The organism is Oceanisphaera sp. (genome assembly GCF_048268965.1).
GTDB lineage: Bacteria > Pseudomonadota > Gammaproteobacteria > Enterobacterales > Aeromonadaceae > Oceanimonas.
The window spans coordinates 1-19,438 of the sequence record NZ_JBLWUK010000045.1 but is presented as its reverse complement, the minus strand read 5'-3'; the positions used below and the strand labels follow the sequence as shown (position 1 = coordinate 19,438).

Sequence of the window (19,438 nt, the reverse complement as noted above, 5' to 3'; positions counted from 1 at the left end):
ACAAGCTCGCTACTGGAGCGAGCCTTGGCAAGGTTGAGCCGCCTTTACTTATTCTCACCAGGTGTTTCGGCATGATCAGCAAAAAACTGGGGAGCCCTCAGCGCCTTCGCGGGGATGACGTTCCTTCGCGAGGGTGACGTTCCTTCGCGAGGGTGACGGTGTAAGTGTGATACTCCCGTGAACTTCTTGCCGACCTTCCCGCTTTTGGCTTTCCAGCCATCCACTGCTATTACCTTTATTGATGAATTAATTGATCCAAATCAAAGCTCCCTCTCAAATACCTCTTTGTGATTATTCTGCCTTGGCAATTAAAGCGACCCTGTACTAAGGTGAGTAACGACTTGTATTTCAACGTTTTTTAAATTGTGTTCAAACTATCTATTTCGACAGGGTATTGGGTATGTCACATTCTCAGCTGAATCTTTCCAGGCGCCAATTGTTTACCCGTCGAAAAATCATGGACAGCCCCTCGCTGCCATGGGTAAAAGAAACGCAATTTACCGATTTATGTACCCAGTGTGGAGAATGCATAAAGCAGTGCCCAACTAACATTATTCGGCCTTCCGACGGCGGTTTTCCCCGTGTTGATTTTGAACACGGCGAATGCACCTTTTGTTATCAATGCGCAGAAGCGTGTCCCGAACCGTTATTTTTGCCCAAAACCGAGTCGGCCTGGCACGCCAGGGCGGTGATTGAAGCGAGCTGCCTGGCTAAACAAAACGTTGATTGTCGAAGCTGTGGTGACAGCTGCGAACCCTTCGCCATCAGTTTCAAACTGGCGGTAGGAGCAGTTGCACAACCCCAAATAAACTTAGCCAGTTGCACCGGGTGTGGTGCTTGTGTGTCGGTTTGCCCGACCTCGGCCATCACCATTAAAAACATTCAACAAGAGAGCACACATGTCACTTAATGAAGTTCATATTTCAAGTTTAGTGGTTCACGCGGTGCCAGAACATTTGAGCGTCATCAAACAGCAGATTGAATCTTTTGACGGTGCAGAAATATATGGCGAAAGCGAAGCAGGCAAATTGGTGGTGGTAATAGAAACCCGAAACCAGGGCTATATCACCGACACTATCGACGCGATAAATCAATTAGAGCACGTACTCAGCACCGCCTTGGTGTTTCATCAAATAGAGAGTGACCTCGACGATGAAGTGAGTACCACAGGAAAAATAACAGTGAATTCGACGCTTGAGGGTGAAGTATGAAAATGACAAGACGCGCATTTGTAAAAGCAAATGCAGCCGCTTCTGCCGCGGCAGTGGCCGGGATCAGCCTCCCGCTTTCCGCTACCAACCTGATCGTCAGCTCGGATGAAACCGCCATTAAATGGGACAAGGCACCTTGCCGCTTTTGTGGCACTGGTTGCTCCGTGCTGGTCGGCACCCAGAAAGGTCGCGTCGTTGCCACTCAGGGCGACCCCGAAGCGCCCGTCAACAAGGGGCTGAACTGCATTAAAGGGTATTTTCTGTCGAAAATCATGTACGGAAAAGACCGCTTGACCACGCCACTGCTGCGCATGAAGAACGGCCAATACGATAAAAATGGTGACTTCGCCCCGGTGTCATGGGATCAGGCGTTTGATGTGATGGCGGAGAAATTCAAAAAAGCCCTCAAAGAAAAAGGCCCCACCAGTGTGGGCATGTTTGGCTCGGGCCAGTGGACCGTCATGGAAGGCTACGCCGCCTCTAAATTGATGAAAGCGGGCTTCCGCTCCAACAACCTGGATCCCAACGCCCGCCACTGCATGGCCTCTGCCGTGGTCGGCTTTATGCGTACCTTTGGTATCGATGAGCCCATGGGCTGCTATGACGACTTTGAACACGCCGACTCCTTCGTGCTGTGGGGCTCCAACATGGCCGAAATGCACCCGGTACTCTGGACACGCATCACCGACCGTCGCCTGAGCTATTCCCACGTCAAGGTGAACGTGCTGTCCACCTATTATCATCGCAGCTTCGAACTGGCCGACCGGGGCATGATTTTTCATCCGCAATCCGATCTGGCCATTGCCAACTTTATTGCCAACTACATCATTGAAAACGATGCGGTTAACTGGGACTTTGTGGATAAGCACACCCACTTCAAGCAAGCCCAGACCGACATTGGTTATGGCCTGCGTGATGATGACCCATTACAGGTGAGCGCGAAAAACCCCAACTCGGGCGATATTTCGGACATTTCGTTTGAAGAATACAAGGCATCCGTTGCGCCCTACACGGTAGAAAAAGCGGCAGAAATGTCCGGTGTGTTGCCGGAAGACCTGATAGCACTGGCCAAACAATATGCGGACCCCAATACCAAGGTCATGTCGCTGTGGACCATGGGCATGAACCAGCATACTCGTGGCGTGTGGATGCAAAGCCTGGTGTACAACCTGCACCTGCTCACCGGTAAAATCTCGGAGCCGGGTAACAGCCCGTTCTCGTTAACCGGTCAGCCGTCGGCCTGTGGTACGGCCCGTGAAGTGGGCACCTTTTCCCACCGCCTGCCTGCAGATTTGCTGGTCGCCAACCCGGAACACCGCAAGATGGCAGAAAAAATCTGGCAGCTGCCGGAAGGCACCATACCGCCAAAGCCGGGATTTCATGCCGTTCAGCAAGACCGCATGCTGAAAGACGGCGTACTGAATGCCTACTGGGTGATGTGTAACAACAACATGCAGGCGGGCCCGAACATCAACGACGAACGCCTGCCGGGTTACCGCAACCCCGACAACTTCATCGTGTGTTCCGACCCCTACCCAACGGTCACCGCACAAGCCGCCGATCTGATCCTGCCCACTGCCATGTGGGTAGAAAAAGAGGGCGCCTATGGTAATGCCGAGCGCCGCACCCAGGTGTGGTACCAGCAGGTGTCGCCGGTTGAAGGGGCACGATCCGATCTGTGGCAAATCATGGAATTCGCCAAGCGCTTCAACATAGAAGAGGTGTGGGACGAAGAGCTGATGGCCAAGGCACCTGAGCTTAGTGGCAAGACCATGTATGACATTCTGTTTGCCAACGGCAAGGTGGATAAATTCCCACTGTCCGAAGCACAGGAGCTGAACGACGATGCCAAGTCTGCTGGCTTCTACGTACAAAAAGGCCTGTTTGAAGAATATGCCGAGTTTGGTCGCGGCCATGGCCACGATCTGGCCCCCTACGACGTTTATCATAACGTGCGGGGGTTGCGTTGGCCGGTGGTGGATGGCAAGGAAACCCTGTGGCGTTTCAACCCCGAGTTTGACCCCTACGCCAAGCGTGAAGGGCGAGACTTTTACGGTCATCCCGATGGCAAGGCCCTGATCATTTCGGCGCCTTACGAAGCACCACCAGAAGTGCCCAATGATGAGTACGATCTGTGGCTGTGTACGGGCCGCGTGCTGGAACACTGGCACACCGGCACCATGACCCGTCGGGTGCCCGAGCTGTATAAAGCGGTACCGGATGCCAATTGCTATATCCACCCGGATGATGCCCAGGCGCGTAACCTGCGCCGGGGGGACGAAGTGCTTATTCAGTCACCGCGCGGTGAAGTGCGTGCCCGTGTGGAAACCCGTGGCCGTAACCGTCCGCCCCAGGGCCTGGTATTCGTTCCCTTCTTTGATGCACGCATTCTGATCAACAAGTTGATTCTGGATGCCACGGATCCGTTATCCAAACAGACAGACTACAAAAAATGTCCGGTGAAGATAACCAAGGTCGCGAGTGTGTAACATCATCCTGGAGTGGAATAGCTCAAGCAGCTAAACCGACCCTCACCCAATGCATGACAGTGGCATTGGGTGATCAAAAAGAATCGGAGCAGGTTATGAAAAAAATCATCATGGCATGGGGCGCGGCAAGTGCGCTGCTGATCGGTGCAGTACAAGCAGAAGATGCAAATGATATCTACAGCCAGGCCACCAGCAATCCGGGCGGCATAGGGGGAGTGGCTTCTTTACGGGGCATGAGCGAAATTGAAACCACTCGCCCGGCGGACGACTTTAAGCGCTTCCCCAAAGATCACCATCTGGAGTCGAGCTATGTGTATCAGCCACCCCTGGTGCCCCATACCATTCGTAACTATGAGGTGTCTTTAAACGCCAACAAGTGTCTTTCTTGTCATAGCTGGAAAAACGCCAAGGAAATGGGCGCCACCAAAATCAGCGTAACTCACTATGTGAATCGCCAGGAACAAGTGCTGTCGGATATGTCGCCGCGTCGTTACTTCTGTTTGCAGTGTCACGTTCCACAAGCAGACGCCAAGCCGCTGGTTGATAGCACCTTCCAGAGCGTCGATTCATTGCGGTAATAAAACGCGACTTAAGAGTGAGAGCCATGAAATTATTAAAAAGATTCTGGAAGCGTTTATCCACACCCAGCAAGGCCGCGGCAGGGCTCATCCTGTTTATGGGCTTTATGGGGGGCTTGCTGTTCTGGGGAGCCTTTAACACCGGAATGGAAGCCACCAACACCGAGCAGTTCTGTTCCGGTTGTCACGAGCCGATAGTAAAAGAGATCCGTGAAACCATTCACTACTCCAACCGTTCGGGCGTACGAGCTATCTGTTCCGACTGCCACGTGCCCCATAACTGGACCGATAAAATCGTGCGCAAGGTGCAGGCTTCCAAAGAGCTGGCCTTTCACTTCATTGGCACTATCGATACCGACGAAAAGTTCAAGGAACGCCGTGGGCATCTGGCCCATCGAGAATGGCAACGGATGAAAGAAAACAACTCGCAGGAATGCCGTAACTGTCACCAGTTCGATTACATGGACTTCTCGGAGCAAGGGCCGCGGGCCGTCAGGCAGCATTCAACCGCGCTGGCCGGTGGCGATAAAACCTGCGTGGATTGTCACAAGGGGATTGCCCACAAACTGCCGGACATGAGAGACGTGGAAGGCTGGCAATAAGCACCGGAAACCGCAAGTAATAAGGGGAAGCGAATGAGTACCTTGGAATACGTTATATGGCATATATTTGGATATGCCGCGATGCCCGTGATTATCCTGGCCGGATTTATCGCCGTCGCCGTGGTGTGCATCGGCATCTTGTCCGTGACCAAAGACAAGCAGCTTGATTAAGGCTAATCGAACTTAAATGCTGGCGTGAGTGCAGGCTGAAAAAAAAGCGGGGAGGGCGACCTTCCCGCTTTTTGTTGGGTGTGGTTACAGGCAGAGGGTGAAATAGCGCCTCAAACAGCGGCAGCACTTGCGCTGTCCGGCTGCTTTGAATTGTTATCAGTTTGTTCTAAGTTTAGTGCCGCCTCGATAAACTGTCGATTAAACTCATTACCGATTTTATACTTTACAATTGCTTGGCGAACACTCAATTCTAGATGCTTCAATATTGGTGAAAACTCTCTATACCACTCGATCATTAGCTGTTTTTCTGTAGTGACAATACTCTCCCAAATTTGCTTCTCTATATCAGGAGAAATATTTACAACCATTGCATCAATAGAACTCAACACCAGATCTATCTGATAGTTTATCGTTTGTAATTTCAGAAAAGCCTCATAATCAAAGTCTGACTTCAAATCTTCTAAATCCAAATATAGTTTGGTAACACCTTTACTTTTGAAATACCCCCACACCTCACTAATATCTAATTTAGCTTTGAACGCGATTTCTAGCCTGCGATCTGATGGAAACTGGATCATGAAATCTTTAATTTCCTGATCAACAACATTCCTCCTCTCTTTTATATATGGAGATTTTTGTGAAAATTGCTGATTTACATATTCAAGTGCTTTAAAAACTTCCGCAGAGAGGAGAGATCGAGCTTGGCTTTCAGTTGCCGCCCTCATATCTTTAATTTCTTCATATTGAAGATTTAAATCCCTATTTTGCAGAAGCACAGTAACAATTATCCACAAGAATGCTAGAACGCCAGCAAATCCAGCAAAAAAATCACCTATTTCATTCAGAGAAAGACTACCAAAGTCTTTTTTAACTGCGAGAAAAAAAGCGAGCATAACAATAAAAATTGTTATATACGAAGGAATTAGTAATAATTTCTTACTCTCCCTATTAAACTTAACAAATTTCAACCAGAGATAAATTGAAAATATTTTAGGGGTATTTATTAACATACGAAACAAGTTTCAACTCCAAATGACTGACATATGACGATATTTCAAAACCTGATAACGCTCGCATAATAGGCGCGAGCTTGCGAGCGTCCTAATTAATGCGCTTGTTAAATTTCTAGTACCAGTCTGGTTCGTTTTCTTCAACGTCAACTTCAATGCCTCCCGATGTGCCGGCAATATAAAGACCATCATCTTCCGCATTTACTATTTTTCCATCAACAAACTCATAGTGCAGGAAAACTTCAACAGTGAATGTTGCTGAAATTGTGCTAGTTCTTGAGGTACTATCAAACGTGTAAACTCGGCCACTTTCGCGGTCATAGATTCCATTATTGAAATCGGGGCCAGTCACGGTTACCTCAAACTCGACATCTATATCGAAGGTAATTTGGCTTTCTTCGTCGTTAATATACAGTACTGATGGCTCAATATCTCCTAAGCTTAAAACTGATAGACCGTCATCAACTTCTGCATCTTCCCATGTCGATGAGTTGTATACATCGCAGCCTTCGAGAAATTCAGTTATTTGCTGTTTAATTGATTCCTCGTTTTCAATGAAATATTGCTTTACCTGTTCGTGTCTTACGTTTGTATGCGTCGTGTAAATATCTAGAAGTTTGTCTAAGGATTCAATTGAAATGCAATTGGGATCATTAGCACAAAATGCTTTCATGTCTCCATCATCAGATACAATGTATATTTTCTCGTTATCTCGAAGATATGATTTCAATGACAGGATGGAAATTGCATCAGGAAACTCAGCTTTTTTCTTTCCTTCACCAAACGGTGGCTTTTTATCGAAATATAAAGACAGCAGATCCTCTGCATCAACTCCGCCAGCCTCTGCAATTTCGGTAGAGCATGCTTTCATGAACTCATCAAACACATTCTCTGATGTTTTGTATATATCCTCATCTGGGATTTCCTGAAAAAGCCCCTTAATCTTCTCATCATCGAGCGAAGACAGAAGTCGTGCTTTCCTTCGAAAAGTTTGGATGGCTGCAATGGCTTCTTTAACGGAAAGCTCAATTTTTGACTTTACTTCACGCTCAACTACGCTGGTAGATACATGAAATAGTTCATTAGCCTCGCAATATTTTCTAAACGATTTAAAGGCTGCACCATCAAAGTGAAGCCCAGCTTTCACGAAAGACTGTGTATCAATAAATACTTTTCTCGTTTCTAGCACGATTCTTTGTCCTGAAATTTAACATTTTAATACTGTGCATGCTCACATGCTCACATGCGCGTATTTGTTCCAAGATGTGCGCAGTATCACCATTTGATCTTTCTTAACCAGCTGATTCATTGGCATTTTTTATTCCGGCAGATGATAAACGCGCATCGTTTAGGGTGATTTCACGCACTGCTGGAGATACAGGCCAAATATACTGTACACATCAAAGCCGTCTAAATGGCTGTATTGGAGAGGTTGCGTCATCCCCCATACAGCCTCCCGAGGCTTCAAGCCGCCATTCCGTGCAACACCAGTTTTCAAATGCGTCTATTTTGGCCGTAGAGATGAGAGAGGGCAATTGCAAAAGTGAATAAGTGAGAGGCAAGGTGGATGAAGTGGTCCTGTGGGGTTGGTCCAACTTGAGTCAGGGGGGAGTTTGACTCAGGTCGGAGCACTGTTAAAATCGTGCCGCAGGCGGAAACCGTGGCACTGCACTGGGGGATGCTCATTCCACAGTTTATTATCAACCGGGACGGGCCGGCTCTTTACTCAATTAAAGGGCCAGACAAGGCCCAGTGGAGTTTCAGTTGATATCTTTAAGCCCCATCAAACGTCGTCTTCTTTACGTCGGTCTCTTCGAATTTTTCGGCATTGTACTCTCCACGCTCATCCTGATGGTGTTGAGCGAGGGGGATGCACAAGAGTCGCTGCCGGTGGCGGTTATCGTTTCCAGCGCCGCGGTGGTCTGGAATTTTATTTATAATACAGGCTTCGAATGCTGGGAACGTCGTAAACAAATTGTCGCGCGTACCTTCAAGATCCGCAGTATTCATGCCACCGGCTTTGAAGCCGGCCTGTTCCTGATTTGCCTGCCGCTCTACATGTTCTGGTTTGATGTTGGCCTCTGGACAGCAATGACGATGGAAGCCGCGATCTTGATTTTCTTTCTGGTCTATACCTTCATTTTTACGCTGCTTTTTGATAAAGCTTTTCCCCTTCACGCCTACGAACCGCAGGGCTGCCAATGAAGCTGGGCATGGCTGAATTGAGTGTGGTGTCAGGCTATTAATGTGTCTGGTACCAGCATTTTATATCCCCATCGTTGCTACGCTTATTGCAGATGAGTGCTTCTCTAATTCGAGGGGATAACGATGACTACCAATGTCGAAATCAAACACCATGGCGCCGTGTTGGGCGTTACGGGATCGTGTCATGAGTTACGGGTCGGCGACTCGGGAATACTCATAGATTGCGGCTTGTTTCAGGGCAATGACTTCCGGGACGATCTGGATATCGAGTTTCCCATCGAACACATTCGCGCGCTGGTGGTCACTCATGTGCATGTGGATCACGTGGGCCGGATCCCGTATTTGTTGATGGCGGGTTTTAAAGGCCCCATTTTTTGTACCGAGCCCTCGGCCGAGCTGCTGCCGGTGATGCTGGAAGACGCGCTCAAGTTCAGTGCCAAGCACAGCAAGCAGCAGGACAAGCAAATCTTAAAGCAGGTGGAGCGGCAAATTCGACCGCTGCCTTATGATCAGTGGCAGCAGCTGCTGGGCACCGACATCAAGTTCAGATATCAGCGGGCAGGGCATATCTTGGGCTCGGCCTATGTGGAATGTGAGGCAGCGGGGCAGCGGGTTATTTTTAGTGGCGACCTGGGCGCGCCCCATTCGCCGCTGTTGGTTGAAGCCACGCCGCCCAGCCCTTGTGATGTGCTGGTGCTGGAAAGCACCTATGGCGATATGGATCATGAAAGCCGTGTTGATCGACGCTTGCGTTTAAAGTCGGTGGTGGAACATGCCTTTGCCGACGGCGGCACCATATTGATACCGGCCTTTAGTTTGGGGCGCACCCAGGATTTATTGTATGAACTGGAAGGCATCATTGAAGATTTTGGCCAGGACGAAGCGGCGCCCGACTTGCCCTGGGCCGAGCTGGAAATTATCGTCGACTCGCCACTGGCGGCCAAGTTGACGGTGCTGTATCGCAGTTTGAAGGAGTACTGGAATCAGGAAGCGCGCGATCTGGTCAAACAAGGTCGCTACCCGCTGGCGTTTGATCAGCTTACGGTCATAGATAGCCATCAGGATCACTTGAAGTCAGTGGAGAATATCGCCAAATCCGGCAAACCTGTAGTGGTCATCGCCGGCTCCGGTATGTGTGCCGGCGGCCGCGTGGTCAATTATTTAAAGGCACTATTGGGTGACCCACGCAACGATATTATCTTTGTCGGCTTTCAGGCCGAAGGCACCCCGGGGCGAGTGATTGTAGAAAGCGGCCGCCGCTTTGGCGAGCCGGAGCAAGACATGTCTGCCTGGGTAGAATTGGACGGTGAAGAGTTCGAAATTAACGCCCAAATACATAAAATGAGCGGCTACTCGGCGCACGGCGGACAAACCGATTTAGTCAATTTTGCCATGGCGATAGATCCCCCACCCAAACAGATTCGTCTGGTGCACGGCGAAACCGACGCCAAGCTGGCCCTGCAGGCCAAACTGCACGAAATGATGCCCGGCGTCGAGGTAGTGATACCGCTAACCCTTGATGTTGAGTAGCAAACGGCGGGTTGCCTGCAAAGTCACTGGACCCCCGTCCCCGCCTTCGCGAGGATGACGTTCCTTCGCGAGGGTGACGGTAAGGTGCGAGGGTGACGGCTTAAGTGTGGTGCTCCCGTGCATCTACTATCGTCATTCCCGTGAAGACGGGAATCCAGCGTCTTTGGTAGACCCAAAGCCATTGTTGAGATGGGTGCTGCCTGCACTGGACCCCCGCCTTCGCGAGGGTGACGGTAAGGTGCGAGGGTGACGGTAAAGCGCGAAGCTGATACTTTTCTCCGAATTTATAGAGTGTGAACCGCTGCCGTGTCTGTTTTATGTGCTTGAGCTGTCGGGCTGTCACTCGCATCGGCGGGTGAAAGCGACTCGGTGCGGTGGCCATCGAGCCGGTCCAGCAGGGCGGCGTTGGCACAGTTGCCCATGACGTTGAGCGCGGTACGCAGGCCATCGGTGAAGCGATCCACGCCGGCGACCACGGCGACCCCTTCCAGCGGCAGGCCCGCGGCACCCAGTACAGTGGTCATGGCCACCAGGCCGGCTCCCGGTACACCCGCGGTGGAGAAGCTGACCAAGAGGCCGGTGGTGAATACGGTGATCACCAGCGAGGTGGTTATGTCGATGTTGAACAGCTGGGCGACGAACAGCGCGTTAAAGCCTTGCATCACGGCGGCGCCATCACGCTTGAGGGCAGTACCAAAAGGCAGGGCAAAGTTGGCCAGAGAGTCGTTCATGCCGTAGCTGCGTGCATTGCCGAGTGCCAGCGGCAGGGTGGCGCCGGAGCTGGCGGTGCCAAAGGCGAAGCCCAGGCTCTGGCCAAAATGTTTAATGAAGTGCAGCGGGCGAGCACCGGTAACAGCCAGCAATACCAGATAGAGCAGGGCCATCAACGCCAGTGCCAGCGTCAGGCCGATAACATACATGCCCAGGCGCAGCAGTAAGTCGAACCCCTGGGTGGCAATCACCGAGGTGATCAGGGCAAACACGCCCAGCGGCGCTAGTTTGAGCACCAGCTCCAGCACCTTGAGCGTGACCTTGTAACCACTTTCAATCACCCGGCGCAAGGGGTCACTCTCTTCCGGCAGGGCGCGCATGGCGGTGCCGATTAACGCGGCGGCGAGAATAACCTGCAACAGACTGCCACCGCCCAATGCCGTGAACGGGTTGTTGGGCACCAGCCCCACCAGCCACTGGCTGAGACTGTCAGCCGGGCGGCCAGTGGTAGTGTGACTGACCAGCCCCTCGGCACCGCTGCCCGGGCTCAACCATTGCGCGACCAGCATGCCCAGTGCCAGGGCTATGGCACTGGTCACCACATAACCGATCAGCAGGCGGCCGGCACGACGGCCTACCTCGGCCCCGCCTTCGCGGCTGGTCAGGCTCAGGATCAACGCGCTGAACACCATGGGCACGACCACAAACTGCAGTAAACGAAGGAAGATGCTGCCCACCGGGGTCAGCAGGTTGGCATCCAGCCAGACTATGCTGCCTTCGGGCAGGGTAATGGTCCCCAGATTCAGGGCGAGGCCGGTGATAATGCCCAGTACCAGGGCAAACAGGATCTGACGAGTAACGGACATCTAGTCTCCGAATATCGGCATGCGCGGCAGCCGAGCTAATAAATTGATGAAGAGGGTAACCGGGCATTATCATTCCAGTAAAATGGTATAACAATATACATTTTGATAACATTATGGAATAAGATAGGTCATCCGGGAATCAATGGCTCGCCGCATTAACAGCCTTGAAGCTCCTGCTATCTGCTTGTTTTGCAGTGCTGCTAACAAAAGCCGCATGCAGGGAGCATCCCGCCTGAGCCATAGGAGCGTTTCAAGGTGTAAGATGGCCGGCGGCAACAGAAGCGGGTGGATGACAGTGACGGAAAGGGATGTATTCGATGATAAAGTTTCAACAGCTTAACGCCTTCAAGGCCGTTTATGAGCTGGGCACCATGATGGCGGCCTCGGCGCATATTCATGTCACTCAGCCGGCCATCAGCCGACTGGTGGCCAGCCTGGAGCATCAGCTGGGTTTTGCCCTGTTTGAGCGTATACGGGGGCGGCTGGTGCCCACCGACAAGGGCCGGGCCTTCTACCAGGAGGTGGGCAAGGCGTTTCTGGCGCTGGAAAATCTCGAACACAGTGCGCGAGACATTGCCGAGCAGCATCATGGCAGCCTGCACATCACCGCCTTCCCCATGTTGTCCAACAGCTTTCTGCCGGCGATTCTCGGGCGGCTGATGCGCGACACTCCGGGGCTTAAGGCGTCGCTGAAGAGCTATCGCTCGGAAGAAGTGCTCAGGCGTACCGAGATCCAGTCTTGTGATCTGGGCTTCGCCGATACCGAGATCAACAGCGACAGCGTAACGGCCATTCCGGTGTGGGGCGACTGTGTCTGTATTGTGCCGGCCGACAGCCAGCTGGCGCAGGCTGACTGCCTGACGCCGGCGGATCTGTCCGGGGTCCCGTTTATTCGCTATGAAAACAGCGATGCGTCCCAGCAGGCACTGGACAGGGAGCTGCAGCAAGCCGGCATCCACAGCCTGGATGTGGTTGAGGTTTCCTTCGCCTCGGTTGCGGCATCCCTGGTGGCCGAAGGGCTGGGGGTGGCGGTGGTCGACCCCTTCACCGCCCAGCATGCGCAGCGCAGTGGGCTGAACATCGTCATTCGCGACTTTCAACCTCGCATTCCCTATCGGTTCCAGATTTTGTATCCCGCATTTCGTCCGATATCCGATCTGGCGCGCGCCTTCGTCGACTCCCTGTTCTGTCAGGCAGAGGCCGCCGGGATCCGCTTGAGTTGTGACGAACGTGACAAGCTATAACATTTGATCATACTCTGAGTGCCAAATGGCATTGGCACCCGACGACCGGCGCGCATATAAATTGAGCACTGACAAGCGTCTGTCACCCATGACAAGGAGTTCACGATGAAAATGAAAATAATTGCCCTGGCCGCGGCCACCATGATGACCGCAGGGCCGGTTGCTGCCAAGGAATGGAAACAGGTGCGGATTGCGGTAGAAGGTGCTTATCCTCCTTACAGCTGGACCACCACCGAAGGGGAGCTGAAAGGGTTTGATATCGACATCGCCAACGCCCTCTGCGAGCAGATGCAGGTTAAATGCACCCTGGTGACCCAGGAATGGGACGGCATGATCCCCTCGTTGCTGGCGCGAAAGTACGATGCCATCGTCGCCTCCATGTCGATTACCGAAGAACGCAAGCTCAAGGTCGACTTTACCGATAAGTACTACCAGATATCGTCCCGCTTCGTGGCGAAGAAGGGCACCGAATTCAGCTTTGATAAAGCGGGCCTCAAAGGAAAGTCGGTGGGCGTACAGGGCTCCAGTACCCATGAGAAATACGTCGACGATAATTTTGAGGGAGTGGATGTCAAACGTTATGGCTCCCCGGAAAATGCCTTTCTGGATCTGATTTCCGGTCGGGTCGATCTGGTGTTCAACAACATCCCGGCCATCGAAAGTGGTCTGCTGGAAAAGGAAAAGGGTGACGACTTCGCCTTTACCGGTCCGCTGATTACCGACAAGGAATGGTTTGGTGAAGGCGTGGGCATCGCCGTGCGCAAGCAGGATGATGAGCTGCGCGAAAAACTCAATGATGCCATCAAGGCCATCCGTAGCAACGGTGTCTATCAGCAAATCCAGGACCAGTATTTCGATTTTGATATCTATGGTGGCTAATAAAAGAGTGGTTAATAGAAGGGCGGCGAATAAAAGGGTGGCTAAGCATGAGGGATAGCCGGGTCGTGGTGATCGGCGGCGGCATGGTGGGGGCGGCGCTGGGCTATGGCCTGGCCCGCCAGGGCATAGAGACGCTGATGCTGGACGAGGGCGACCAGGGGCTGCGGGCGGCCCGGGGCAACTTCGGGTTGCTGTGGGTGCAGGGCAAGGGGGCGGAGTTTCCTGCCTATGCCCGCTGGACCCTGGACTCCTGTCGACTGTGGCCGGAGTTTGCCGCCGAACTGGCCGAGCTGACCGGCATAGATGTGCAGTTTCGCCAGCGCGGCGGTATACATTACTGCCTGGACGAGCCGGAGCTGGAGGCCTATCGGCTCGAACTGGCGCAACAGGCTGCGGTTAGTGACGGCGACTTCGAGTATCAGTTTTTGAGCCCCACCCAGCTGGCCAGGCTGGAGCCCCATATCAACGTCAATATTCCCGGTGCCTGCTACTCGCCCAACGACGGTCACGTTAACCCGCTGTATCTGCTGCGCGCCCTGCAGGCGGGCTTTCTGGCCAGGGGTGGCCACTACCGACCCCGTCATCACGTAAAAAACATAGAAACCACCCAGGATGGTTTTGTACTGCAGACGGAGCAGGGGCCGATACGGGCCGAGCAACTGGTGCTGGCGGCGGGGCTCGATAATCGCCGGCTGGCACCCATGGTCGGCTTGTCGCAACCCCTTATTCCCCAGCGGGGCCAGCTGCTGATCACCGAGCGCCTGCCCAAATTGCTGAATTATCCGTCCATCTATCTGCGTCAGACCGGGGAAGGAACCATCCAGATTGGCGATTCATCCGAGCAGGTCGGCCTGGATGACGGCAATACCCCGCAGGTAATGGCACAGCTGGCCCGGCGCGCCATTTCTCTGCTGCCCGCCTTGCGCCACCGCAACATAGTGCGCGGCTGGGGCGCCCTCCGGGTGCTGAGTCCGGATGGTTATCCGGTGTATGAGCAAAACCAGGCTCCGGGGCCGCGGGCCCATGCCTTCAGCTCTCACAGCGGCGTTACCCTGGCGGCGGTGCATGCCCTGACGCTGGCGCCCATGCTGCTGGCCCCTCGGCTAAGTCCGCTACTGGATGCCTTTACTCCCCAACGATTCAAGGATTAAGCCATGTTCAAGGATGTCAGCGGGCAGCCGCGCCCCTTGCAGACCCTGTATGTCGACAATCAACCCCGGCAGATCCCCGCCGGCTATACGGTCGCCGCTGCCTTGCTGGCGCTGGGATACAAGGCCAATCGGGCCAGCCCGGTTTCCGGCAGTCCGCGGGGCCCTTATTGCATGATGGGGGTCTGTTTTGAATGTCTGGTGGAAATCGACGGCATCCCCAATCGACAGGGATGTCTGATCGAGGTGCAGCCGGAGATGCGGGTTCGCTTGTCCTTATCGCAAGAGCAGGACTCTGGTGAGGAGGTCGATGATGGACGCTGATCTGGCCATAGTCGGTGCCGGGCCTGCGGGCATGGCGGCGGCCATAGAGGCGGGGCGTCTGGGCCTGAAGGCAGTGCTGCTGGACGAACAACCCCGGGTGGGCGGGCAGATTTATCGCAACATAGGCCAGCCCTCGCTGGCTGACCCCCGCATTCTGGGGCCCGACTATTATGCGGGGCGCACCCTGGCTGACGACTTTATCGCCAGCGGCTGTCGGTATTTGCCGAACACCCAGGTGTGGCAGCTCGACCGCGAAGGCCGGGTGTATTACACCCAGCAAGGCAAGGCTGCTTCACTGCAGGCAGGTCAGGTGATGATTGCCAACGGTGCCCAGGAGCGGCCCTTTCCCATCCCCGGCTGGACCCTGCCCGGCGTCATGACCGCCGGGTCGGCGCAAATTCTGCTGAAAACCCCGGGGCTGGCGGCCGACGGCGCCGTGTTTGCCGGCTGCGGGCCCCTGCTGTATCTGGTGGTGTGGCAATATTTGCAGGCCGGGGTCAAGGTGGCGGCTGTGCTGGATACCACGCCGGCCGCCAATTATCGTCAGGCTCTGGTCGCCCTCAATGGTGCCCTGCGCGGGGCCGGGTATTTGTGGAAGGGGCTGAAACTGCTGCGGGACATTCGTGCCGCCGGCATTCCCTTTGTGCGCGGGGTGACCGAGCTGGCTGCCAGCGCCCAAGACGGCGTGCTGAGCCGGGTGACCTATAAGGCCGGCGGGCGGCAACAGCAGCTTGCAACCGAGCAACTGTTCCTGCATCAGGGCGTGGTGCCCAGTGTCAACCTGGCCATGGCCAGCGGCTGTCAACACGAGTGGAGCGAACAGCAGCTGTGCTGGCAACCTGTGCTGGATGACTGGGGGCAAAGCTCACAGCCGCACATCCGCATTATCGGCGATGGCGGCGGCATAGGGGGCGCGGTGGCGGCGGCGCTGAAAGGGCGGCTGGCGGTACAGCAGCTGGCCCATACCCTGGGCCGTCAAACCCGGGCCGAGCGCGATAAGGCGACCCAGGCGCCTCGTCGCCAGCTGAAGCGAGAAATGGCCTTTCGTCGTTTTATCGACCTGCTCTATCGTCCATCGGACGCCCTGCGCCTGCCCGAACAGGACGAGGTGCTGGTGTGTCGCTGCGAGGAGGTGAGTGTAGGCGAGATCCGCCGCGCCGTTAACCAGGGCTGCATGGGGCCCAACCAGTTGAAAAGCTTTACCCGCTGCGGCATGGGACCCTGCCAGGGCCGCCAATGCGGGCTGGTGGTCTCGGAGTTAATGGCCCGATTGCAGGGGCAAGCAGTAGAGCAGGGCGGCTATTACCGCCTGCGCGCCCCGATCAAACCCCTCACCCTGAACGAACTGGCCAGCCTGGATCAGCCTGCAGAGCCGACTTTGCGGGAGTAAGCAATACCTCATAACTGATGTAGATGCTGGGGCTAGTTTGCCTTTATCGTCACCCTCGCGAAGGCGGGGACGGGGACGAGGGTCCAGTGTCTTTGCAGGCGCCCCGCAGGCTGGCCGTTTTGCGCCACAAGTCCTGGATTCCCGCTTTTAACCGTCGCCTGCTTGGGTTGAGGAGCTCATATATGGGGCCTAGTGAGGCCCAATTTCCAGTTTCGTACCAAGGGCTCGATGCGGTTTGTGAAAAATGGACGATACTTAGGAGTCTTCACTATTCTTGGATATTCCTATCATCAACAGGAGGTGCCGAATGGCAGACTGGATCGTAGTGGCTGATGCTTCAAAAGCGGTTGTTTACCTGCAAGACAAGCTTGAAGGTGTGTTTGAAGAGGTGATGGATCTTGCCCATCCGGAAGCACGGCTCAAAGCGAGTGATCTTGTAAGCGACGCGCAAACCATACCGTCGAAAAGCGACCCTTGTCATACCGAGAACCAACGCTTCGCGCGTGACATTATCGCCAAAATTCGTCATGCCCTGGACACCAACGAAATTCGGGGCTTTTATCTGTCTGCACCTCCCCAGTTTCTTGGTTTACTGCGCGATGCCATGGACGATCACCTGCGCAAGGCGCTGTACAAGGATATCGATAAAAACTTGAGCGGATCATCTCACAGAGAGGTCGTCGCCGCCTTCGCCTGACCCTGCTATCAAATCCTGATTTTACTCCAACCGCCGACACCCTCCCTAATGGGTTTCGGTTCGAGTGGTCAAACTCCGTGAATATACGGAACGACCCGCGGGGCTGGCCATAGAGCTGGCTTCTATTTAGAAGTCTAAAAAAGGACGCATCATGAAAAAGACTGCATCAGCTCACTGGGAAGGCGACCTTAAAAAGGGCAAGGGCACTATCTCGACCGAGAGCGGCGCGCTTAAAGAAAATCCTTACGGTTTCAATACCCGTTTTGAAGGTGCACCGGGAACCAATCCGGAAGAGTTGATTGGTGCGGCCCATGCCGGTTGCTTCTCGATGGCTTTTTCCATGCTGCTGGGGGAGGAAAAATTTACCCCAGACAGTATTGATACCAAAGCCACGGTGACGTTAGACAAACAGAGTGATGGTTTTGCCGTGACCGCCGTACACCTGGAGATGACAGCGCGCATTCCTGGTATTGATCAAGCCAGGTTCGATGAGATAGCCGGAAAAGCCAAGGTTGGCTGCCCTATATCCAAACTGCTTAATGCCGACATTACGCTGGATGCCAAGCTGCAAAGTTAAGTAAGCGCAAAGGGTGCCTCAGAGGCACCGTATTGCTCGTTTAAGGTTATCAGTCTGCAATACCTGCAGAATACCGTCTTTTGTAGCCGCCGCTTTAGCTGCAAAGTTTTCGCATACCAACTACTTGGTTGGCATCAGCGTAATTTCGCGTATATCGCATCTGGTATTGGCAGAAATAGCATACACAACAGCATCAGCGACATCGCTGGGGTCTAACTTGTCAGGTTTGGCTTCATCAAAAAAGGGTGTGTTAACCATGCCCGGGCATATGGTGGTGCAGCGCCCGTTCCACTCAGCCATTTCGGCTGCCAAATTTTGGCCAAATCCGTAAGCAAACCATTTAGAGGCACCATACACGGAGCCTTTCAGTGTTATCTTGCCTGCAATCGAGCTGGTAATAATAAATTGACCCTGGGTTTCTTTTAATGAGGGCAAGCTGGCTTTTGCAGTAAACAATAACGCGTTGATATTGACATCAAGCATGGTTTTCCATTCATCGGGATCGCCATTTTCGATGCCCGGCGCGTTAACACCGGTGCCCGCATTGGCGAACACCACATCTATTCTGCCAAATTTCTGTTTAGCCTGTTCCACCACCTTGGCAATGTCGTCCAGTTTGGATACGTCTGCCGTGACCGCCAACACTTTATCTTCACCCCAACGTTTGACGATGGCATTGAGTTTGTCGGTGTTTCTCGCCGTGATCACGGCTTTGTGCCCAGCTTCGATGACCTTATCGACGGTGGCAGCCCCTATACCGCTGGAAGCGCCGGTAATCAGTACGATTTTTTCATTTTGCATCGTGTTTACTCCTCATTCAGTGCGGTTTTACCCGTCCACTTTGGTGAAAGTGCGTCGATAATGTCAGGTATATCAACCGGATTTCGGCGAGGTCAATTGTTCAGCCTACCCACCTAAAATAGCCGATATAGGCACTTATCGAGATGGCACAGCCTTCAATGACGGGAATGCCCCCTCGCTTTTAATACTGGTATGACAGTCAGGTAAAGGGCACTGCTCCCCCGACTCGCTCAAGCACACACCCTGTGACGCTCAAACACATGACGTCCCTGTCATGTGATGGTCGGCTGAGCAGACACCCTGTACCTTCCGGCTAGCACCGAGCTGTCTTCAGGTAGCGGTAACCGACAGCCCGAGAGTGATGATACCGGCCGAATACTGCGTGGTGACAAACACGGAGCCATTCAACCAGGCAGTGCCAACACCCTGAGCCGACTGAATATTCCGCTGGAGAACTGGCTTAAAATATCCGATGAATTTAAAACCCTGTTCACCGGCTCGGTAGGCACACTCGAAGACCTCAGCCGTTACTGTAGGCATTTAGACAAGAAACGGGTTGCGCATGCAAGTAGCTGCCGACATTGGCAAAACTGACGACTTAGCCGTATCTTGAATCTTGCGTACGTTTCCACATTCCTACCGGAGTGAATGAGTGCTGCGCAGCGATCGCGTGTAGCTGCTGTATTAGTAGCAGCCCATCCTCAATCATTTCGCGTTTCTCCGTCATTTATCCTTAGTCATCCCCTCATATGAGCCGCGCTACGCCTGGGTTTGAGGGCGGCAGTAGCAAGAAATGACCAAACTATCGTTGCTACTGCACAACTTAGAAAAATGGCCTCACCCAAGGTTTAATGCGGTACTCAGTGGGTTTCGGGGTTAGTGCATATTTAGTTTATGCAGCTAACATGACGCGATCTGCTATTAAACCGTCATTCCGCACCTAATTTTCTGATTTTTGGTGCTTGACACCGATCCGCCAGTTTGATCTATTACTACTATTTGGCG

19 protein-coding genes are annotated in these 19,438 nt (G+C 53.4%); 15 read left to right on the top strand and 4 right to left on the bottom strand.

Features of this window, described 5'->3' with window-relative positions; genetic code table 11:
- The first annotated feature begins 400 nt into the window (after positions 1-400).
- The 6 genes from napF (at position 401) to ACN0VL_RS14325 (ending at position 5,051) form a co-directional block, all read left to right on the top strand.
- Complete coding sequence (gene napF / locus ACN0VL_RS14350) at positions 401-910, top strand: ferredoxin-type protein NapF (RefSeq protein ID WP_417618538.1); 510 nt, start codon at positions 401-403, stop codon at positions 908-910.
- The gene (locus ACN0VL_RS14345; RefSeq protein WP_417618536.1) at positions 900-1,211 is read left to right on the top strand and encodes a chaperone NapD; all 312 of its coding nucleotides are present in this window, start codon (positions 900-902) and stop codon (positions 1,209-1,211) included. Before napF ends, ACN0VL_RS14345 begins: the two co-directional genes overlap by 11 nt.
- Positions 1,208-3,700: a periplasmic nitrate reductase subunit alpha gene (gene napA / locus ACN0VL_RS14340; protein WP_417618534.1), complete on the top strand. Its 2,493-nt coding sequence runs from the start codon at positions 1,208-1,210 to the stop codon at positions 3,698-3,700. The genes ACN0VL_RS14345 and napA overlap by 4 nt, the downstream gene beginning before the upstream one ends.
- Before the next feature lie 95 nt (positions 3,701-3,795).
- The gene (locus ACN0VL_RS14335) at positions 3,796-4,278 is read left to right on the top strand and encodes a nitrate reductase cytochrome c-type subunit (protein WP_417618532.1); all 483 of its coding nucleotides are present in this window, start codon (positions 3,796-3,798) and stop codon (positions 4,276-4,278) included.
- 26 nt (positions 4,279-4,304) lie between these two features.
- A complete protein-coding gene (locus tag ACN0VL_RS14330; RefSeq protein ID WP_417618530.1) occupies positions 4,305-4,880 on the top strand; it encodes a NapC/NirT family cytochrome c in 576 nt (191 codons plus the stop codon).
- 33 nt (positions 4,881-4,913) lie between these two features.
- Complete coding sequence (locus ACN0VL_RS14325) at positions 4,914-5,051, top strand: TIGR02808 family protein (protein WP_417618528.1); 138 nt, start codon at positions 4,914-4,916, stop codon at positions 5,049-5,051.
- Between the two features lie 110 nt (positions 5,052-5,161).
- Here ACN0VL_RS14325 and ACN0VL_RS14320 read toward each other — a convergent pair whose 3' ends face one another.
- Both ACN0VL_RS14320 and ACN0VL_RS14315 read right to left on the bottom strand, forming a co-directional pair.
- The gene (locus ACN0VL_RS14320; protein WP_417618526.1) at positions 5,162-6,070 is read right to left on the bottom strand and encodes a hypothetical protein; all 909 of its coding nucleotides are present in this window, start codon (positions 6,068-6,070) and stop codon (positions 5,162-5,164) included.
- Positions 6,071-6,176: 106 nt separating this feature from the next.
- Positions 6,177-7,250 (bottom strand): PIN domain-containing protein, encoded by a 1,074-nt coding sequence (locus ACN0VL_RS14315; RefSeq protein WP_417618524.1) that lies wholly within the window; start codon positions 7,248-7,250, stop codon positions 6,177-6,179.
- A gap of 575 nt (positions 7,251-7,825) precedes the next feature.
- Between ACN0VL_RS14315 and ACN0VL_RS14310 the strand changes: the two genes are divergently transcribed.
- Both ACN0VL_RS14310 and ACN0VL_RS14305 read left to right on the top strand, forming a co-directional pair.
- Positions 7,826-8,266, top strand: coding sequence for a PACE efflux transporter (locus tag ACN0VL_RS14310; RefSeq protein WP_417618522.1), 441 nt, complete (start codon positions 7,826-7,828; stop codon positions 8,264-8,266).
- A gap of 123 nt (positions 8,267-8,389) precedes the next feature.
- Positions 8,390-9,796 (top strand): MBL fold metallo-hydrolase RNA specificity domain-containing protein, encoded by a 1,407-nt coding sequence (locus ACN0VL_RS14305; protein WP_417618521.1) that lies wholly within the window; start codon positions 8,390-8,392, stop codon positions 9,794-9,796.
- Between the two features lie 284 nt (positions 9,797-10,080).
- Here the strand turns inward: ACN0VL_RS14305 and ACN0VL_RS14300 are convergent, their stop codons facing one another.
- Positions 10,081-11,373 (bottom strand): dicarboxylate/amino acid:cation symporter, encoded by a 1,293-nt coding sequence (locus tag ACN0VL_RS14300; protein WP_417618520.1) that lies wholly within the window; start codon positions 11,371-11,373, stop codon positions 10,081-10,083.
- Between the two features lie 317 nt (positions 11,374-11,690).
- On the opposite strand from ACN0VL_RS14300, the gene ACN0VL_RS14295 reads away from it, so the two are divergent.
- The 7 genes from ACN0VL_RS14295 to ACN0VL_RS14265 all read left to right on the top strand — a co-directional run bounded on the left by ACN0VL_RS14295 (position 11,691) and on the right by ACN0VL_RS14265 (position 17,632).
- A complete protein-coding gene (locus ACN0VL_RS14295; protein WP_417618518.1) occupies positions 11,691-12,617 on the top strand; it encodes a LysR substrate-binding domain-containing protein in 927 nt (308 codons plus the stop codon).
- Between the two features lie 105 nt (positions 12,618-12,722).
- Positions 12,723-13,496: an ABC transporter substrate-binding protein gene (locus ACN0VL_RS14290; protein WP_417618516.1), complete on the top strand. Its 774-nt coding sequence runs from the start codon at positions 12,723-12,725 to the stop codon at positions 13,494-13,496.
- A 47-nt stretch (positions 13,497-13,543) separates the two neighbouring features.
- Positions 13,544-14,647: an NAD(P)/FAD-dependent oxidoreductase gene (locus ACN0VL_RS14285; RefSeq protein WP_417618513.1), complete on the top strand. Its 1,104-nt coding sequence runs from the start codon at positions 13,544-13,546 to the stop codon at positions 14,645-14,647.
- Between the two features lie 3 nt (positions 14,648-14,650).
- Positions 14,651-14,968 (top strand): (2Fe-2S)-binding protein, encoded by a 318-nt coding sequence (locus ACN0VL_RS14280; RefSeq protein WP_417618511.1) that lies wholly within the window; start codon positions 14,651-14,653, stop codon positions 14,966-14,968.
- Positions 14,955-16,358, top strand: a complete 1,404-nt coding sequence (locus ACN0VL_RS14275; RefSeq protein ID WP_417618509.1) for an NAD(P)/FAD-dependent oxidoreductase — start codon at positions 14,955-14,957, stop codon at positions 16,356-16,358. Before ACN0VL_RS14280 ends, ACN0VL_RS14275 begins: the two co-directional genes overlap by 14 nt.
- Positions 16,359-16,665: 307 nt before the next feature.
- The gene (locus tag ACN0VL_RS14270; RefSeq protein ID WP_417618507.1) at positions 16,666-17,055 is read left to right on the top strand and encodes a host attachment protein; all 390 of its coding nucleotides are present in this window, start codon (positions 16,666-16,668) and stop codon (positions 17,053-17,055) included.
- A 151-nt stretch (positions 17,056-17,206) separates the two neighbouring features.
- Positions 17,207-17,632, top strand: a complete 426-nt coding sequence (locus ACN0VL_RS14265) for an OsmC family protein (protein WP_417618505.1) — start codon at positions 17,207-17,209, stop codon at positions 17,630-17,632.
- Positions 17,633-17,752: 120 nt separating this feature from the next.
- Here the strand turns inward: ACN0VL_RS14265 and ACN0VL_RS14260 are convergent, their stop codons facing one another.
- A complete protein-coding gene (locus ACN0VL_RS14260; RefSeq protein WP_417618503.1) occupies positions 17,753-18,433 on the bottom strand; it encodes an SDR family oxidoreductase in 681 nt (226 codons plus the stop codon).
- Positions 18,434-19,438 lie beyond the last annotated feature (1,005 nt).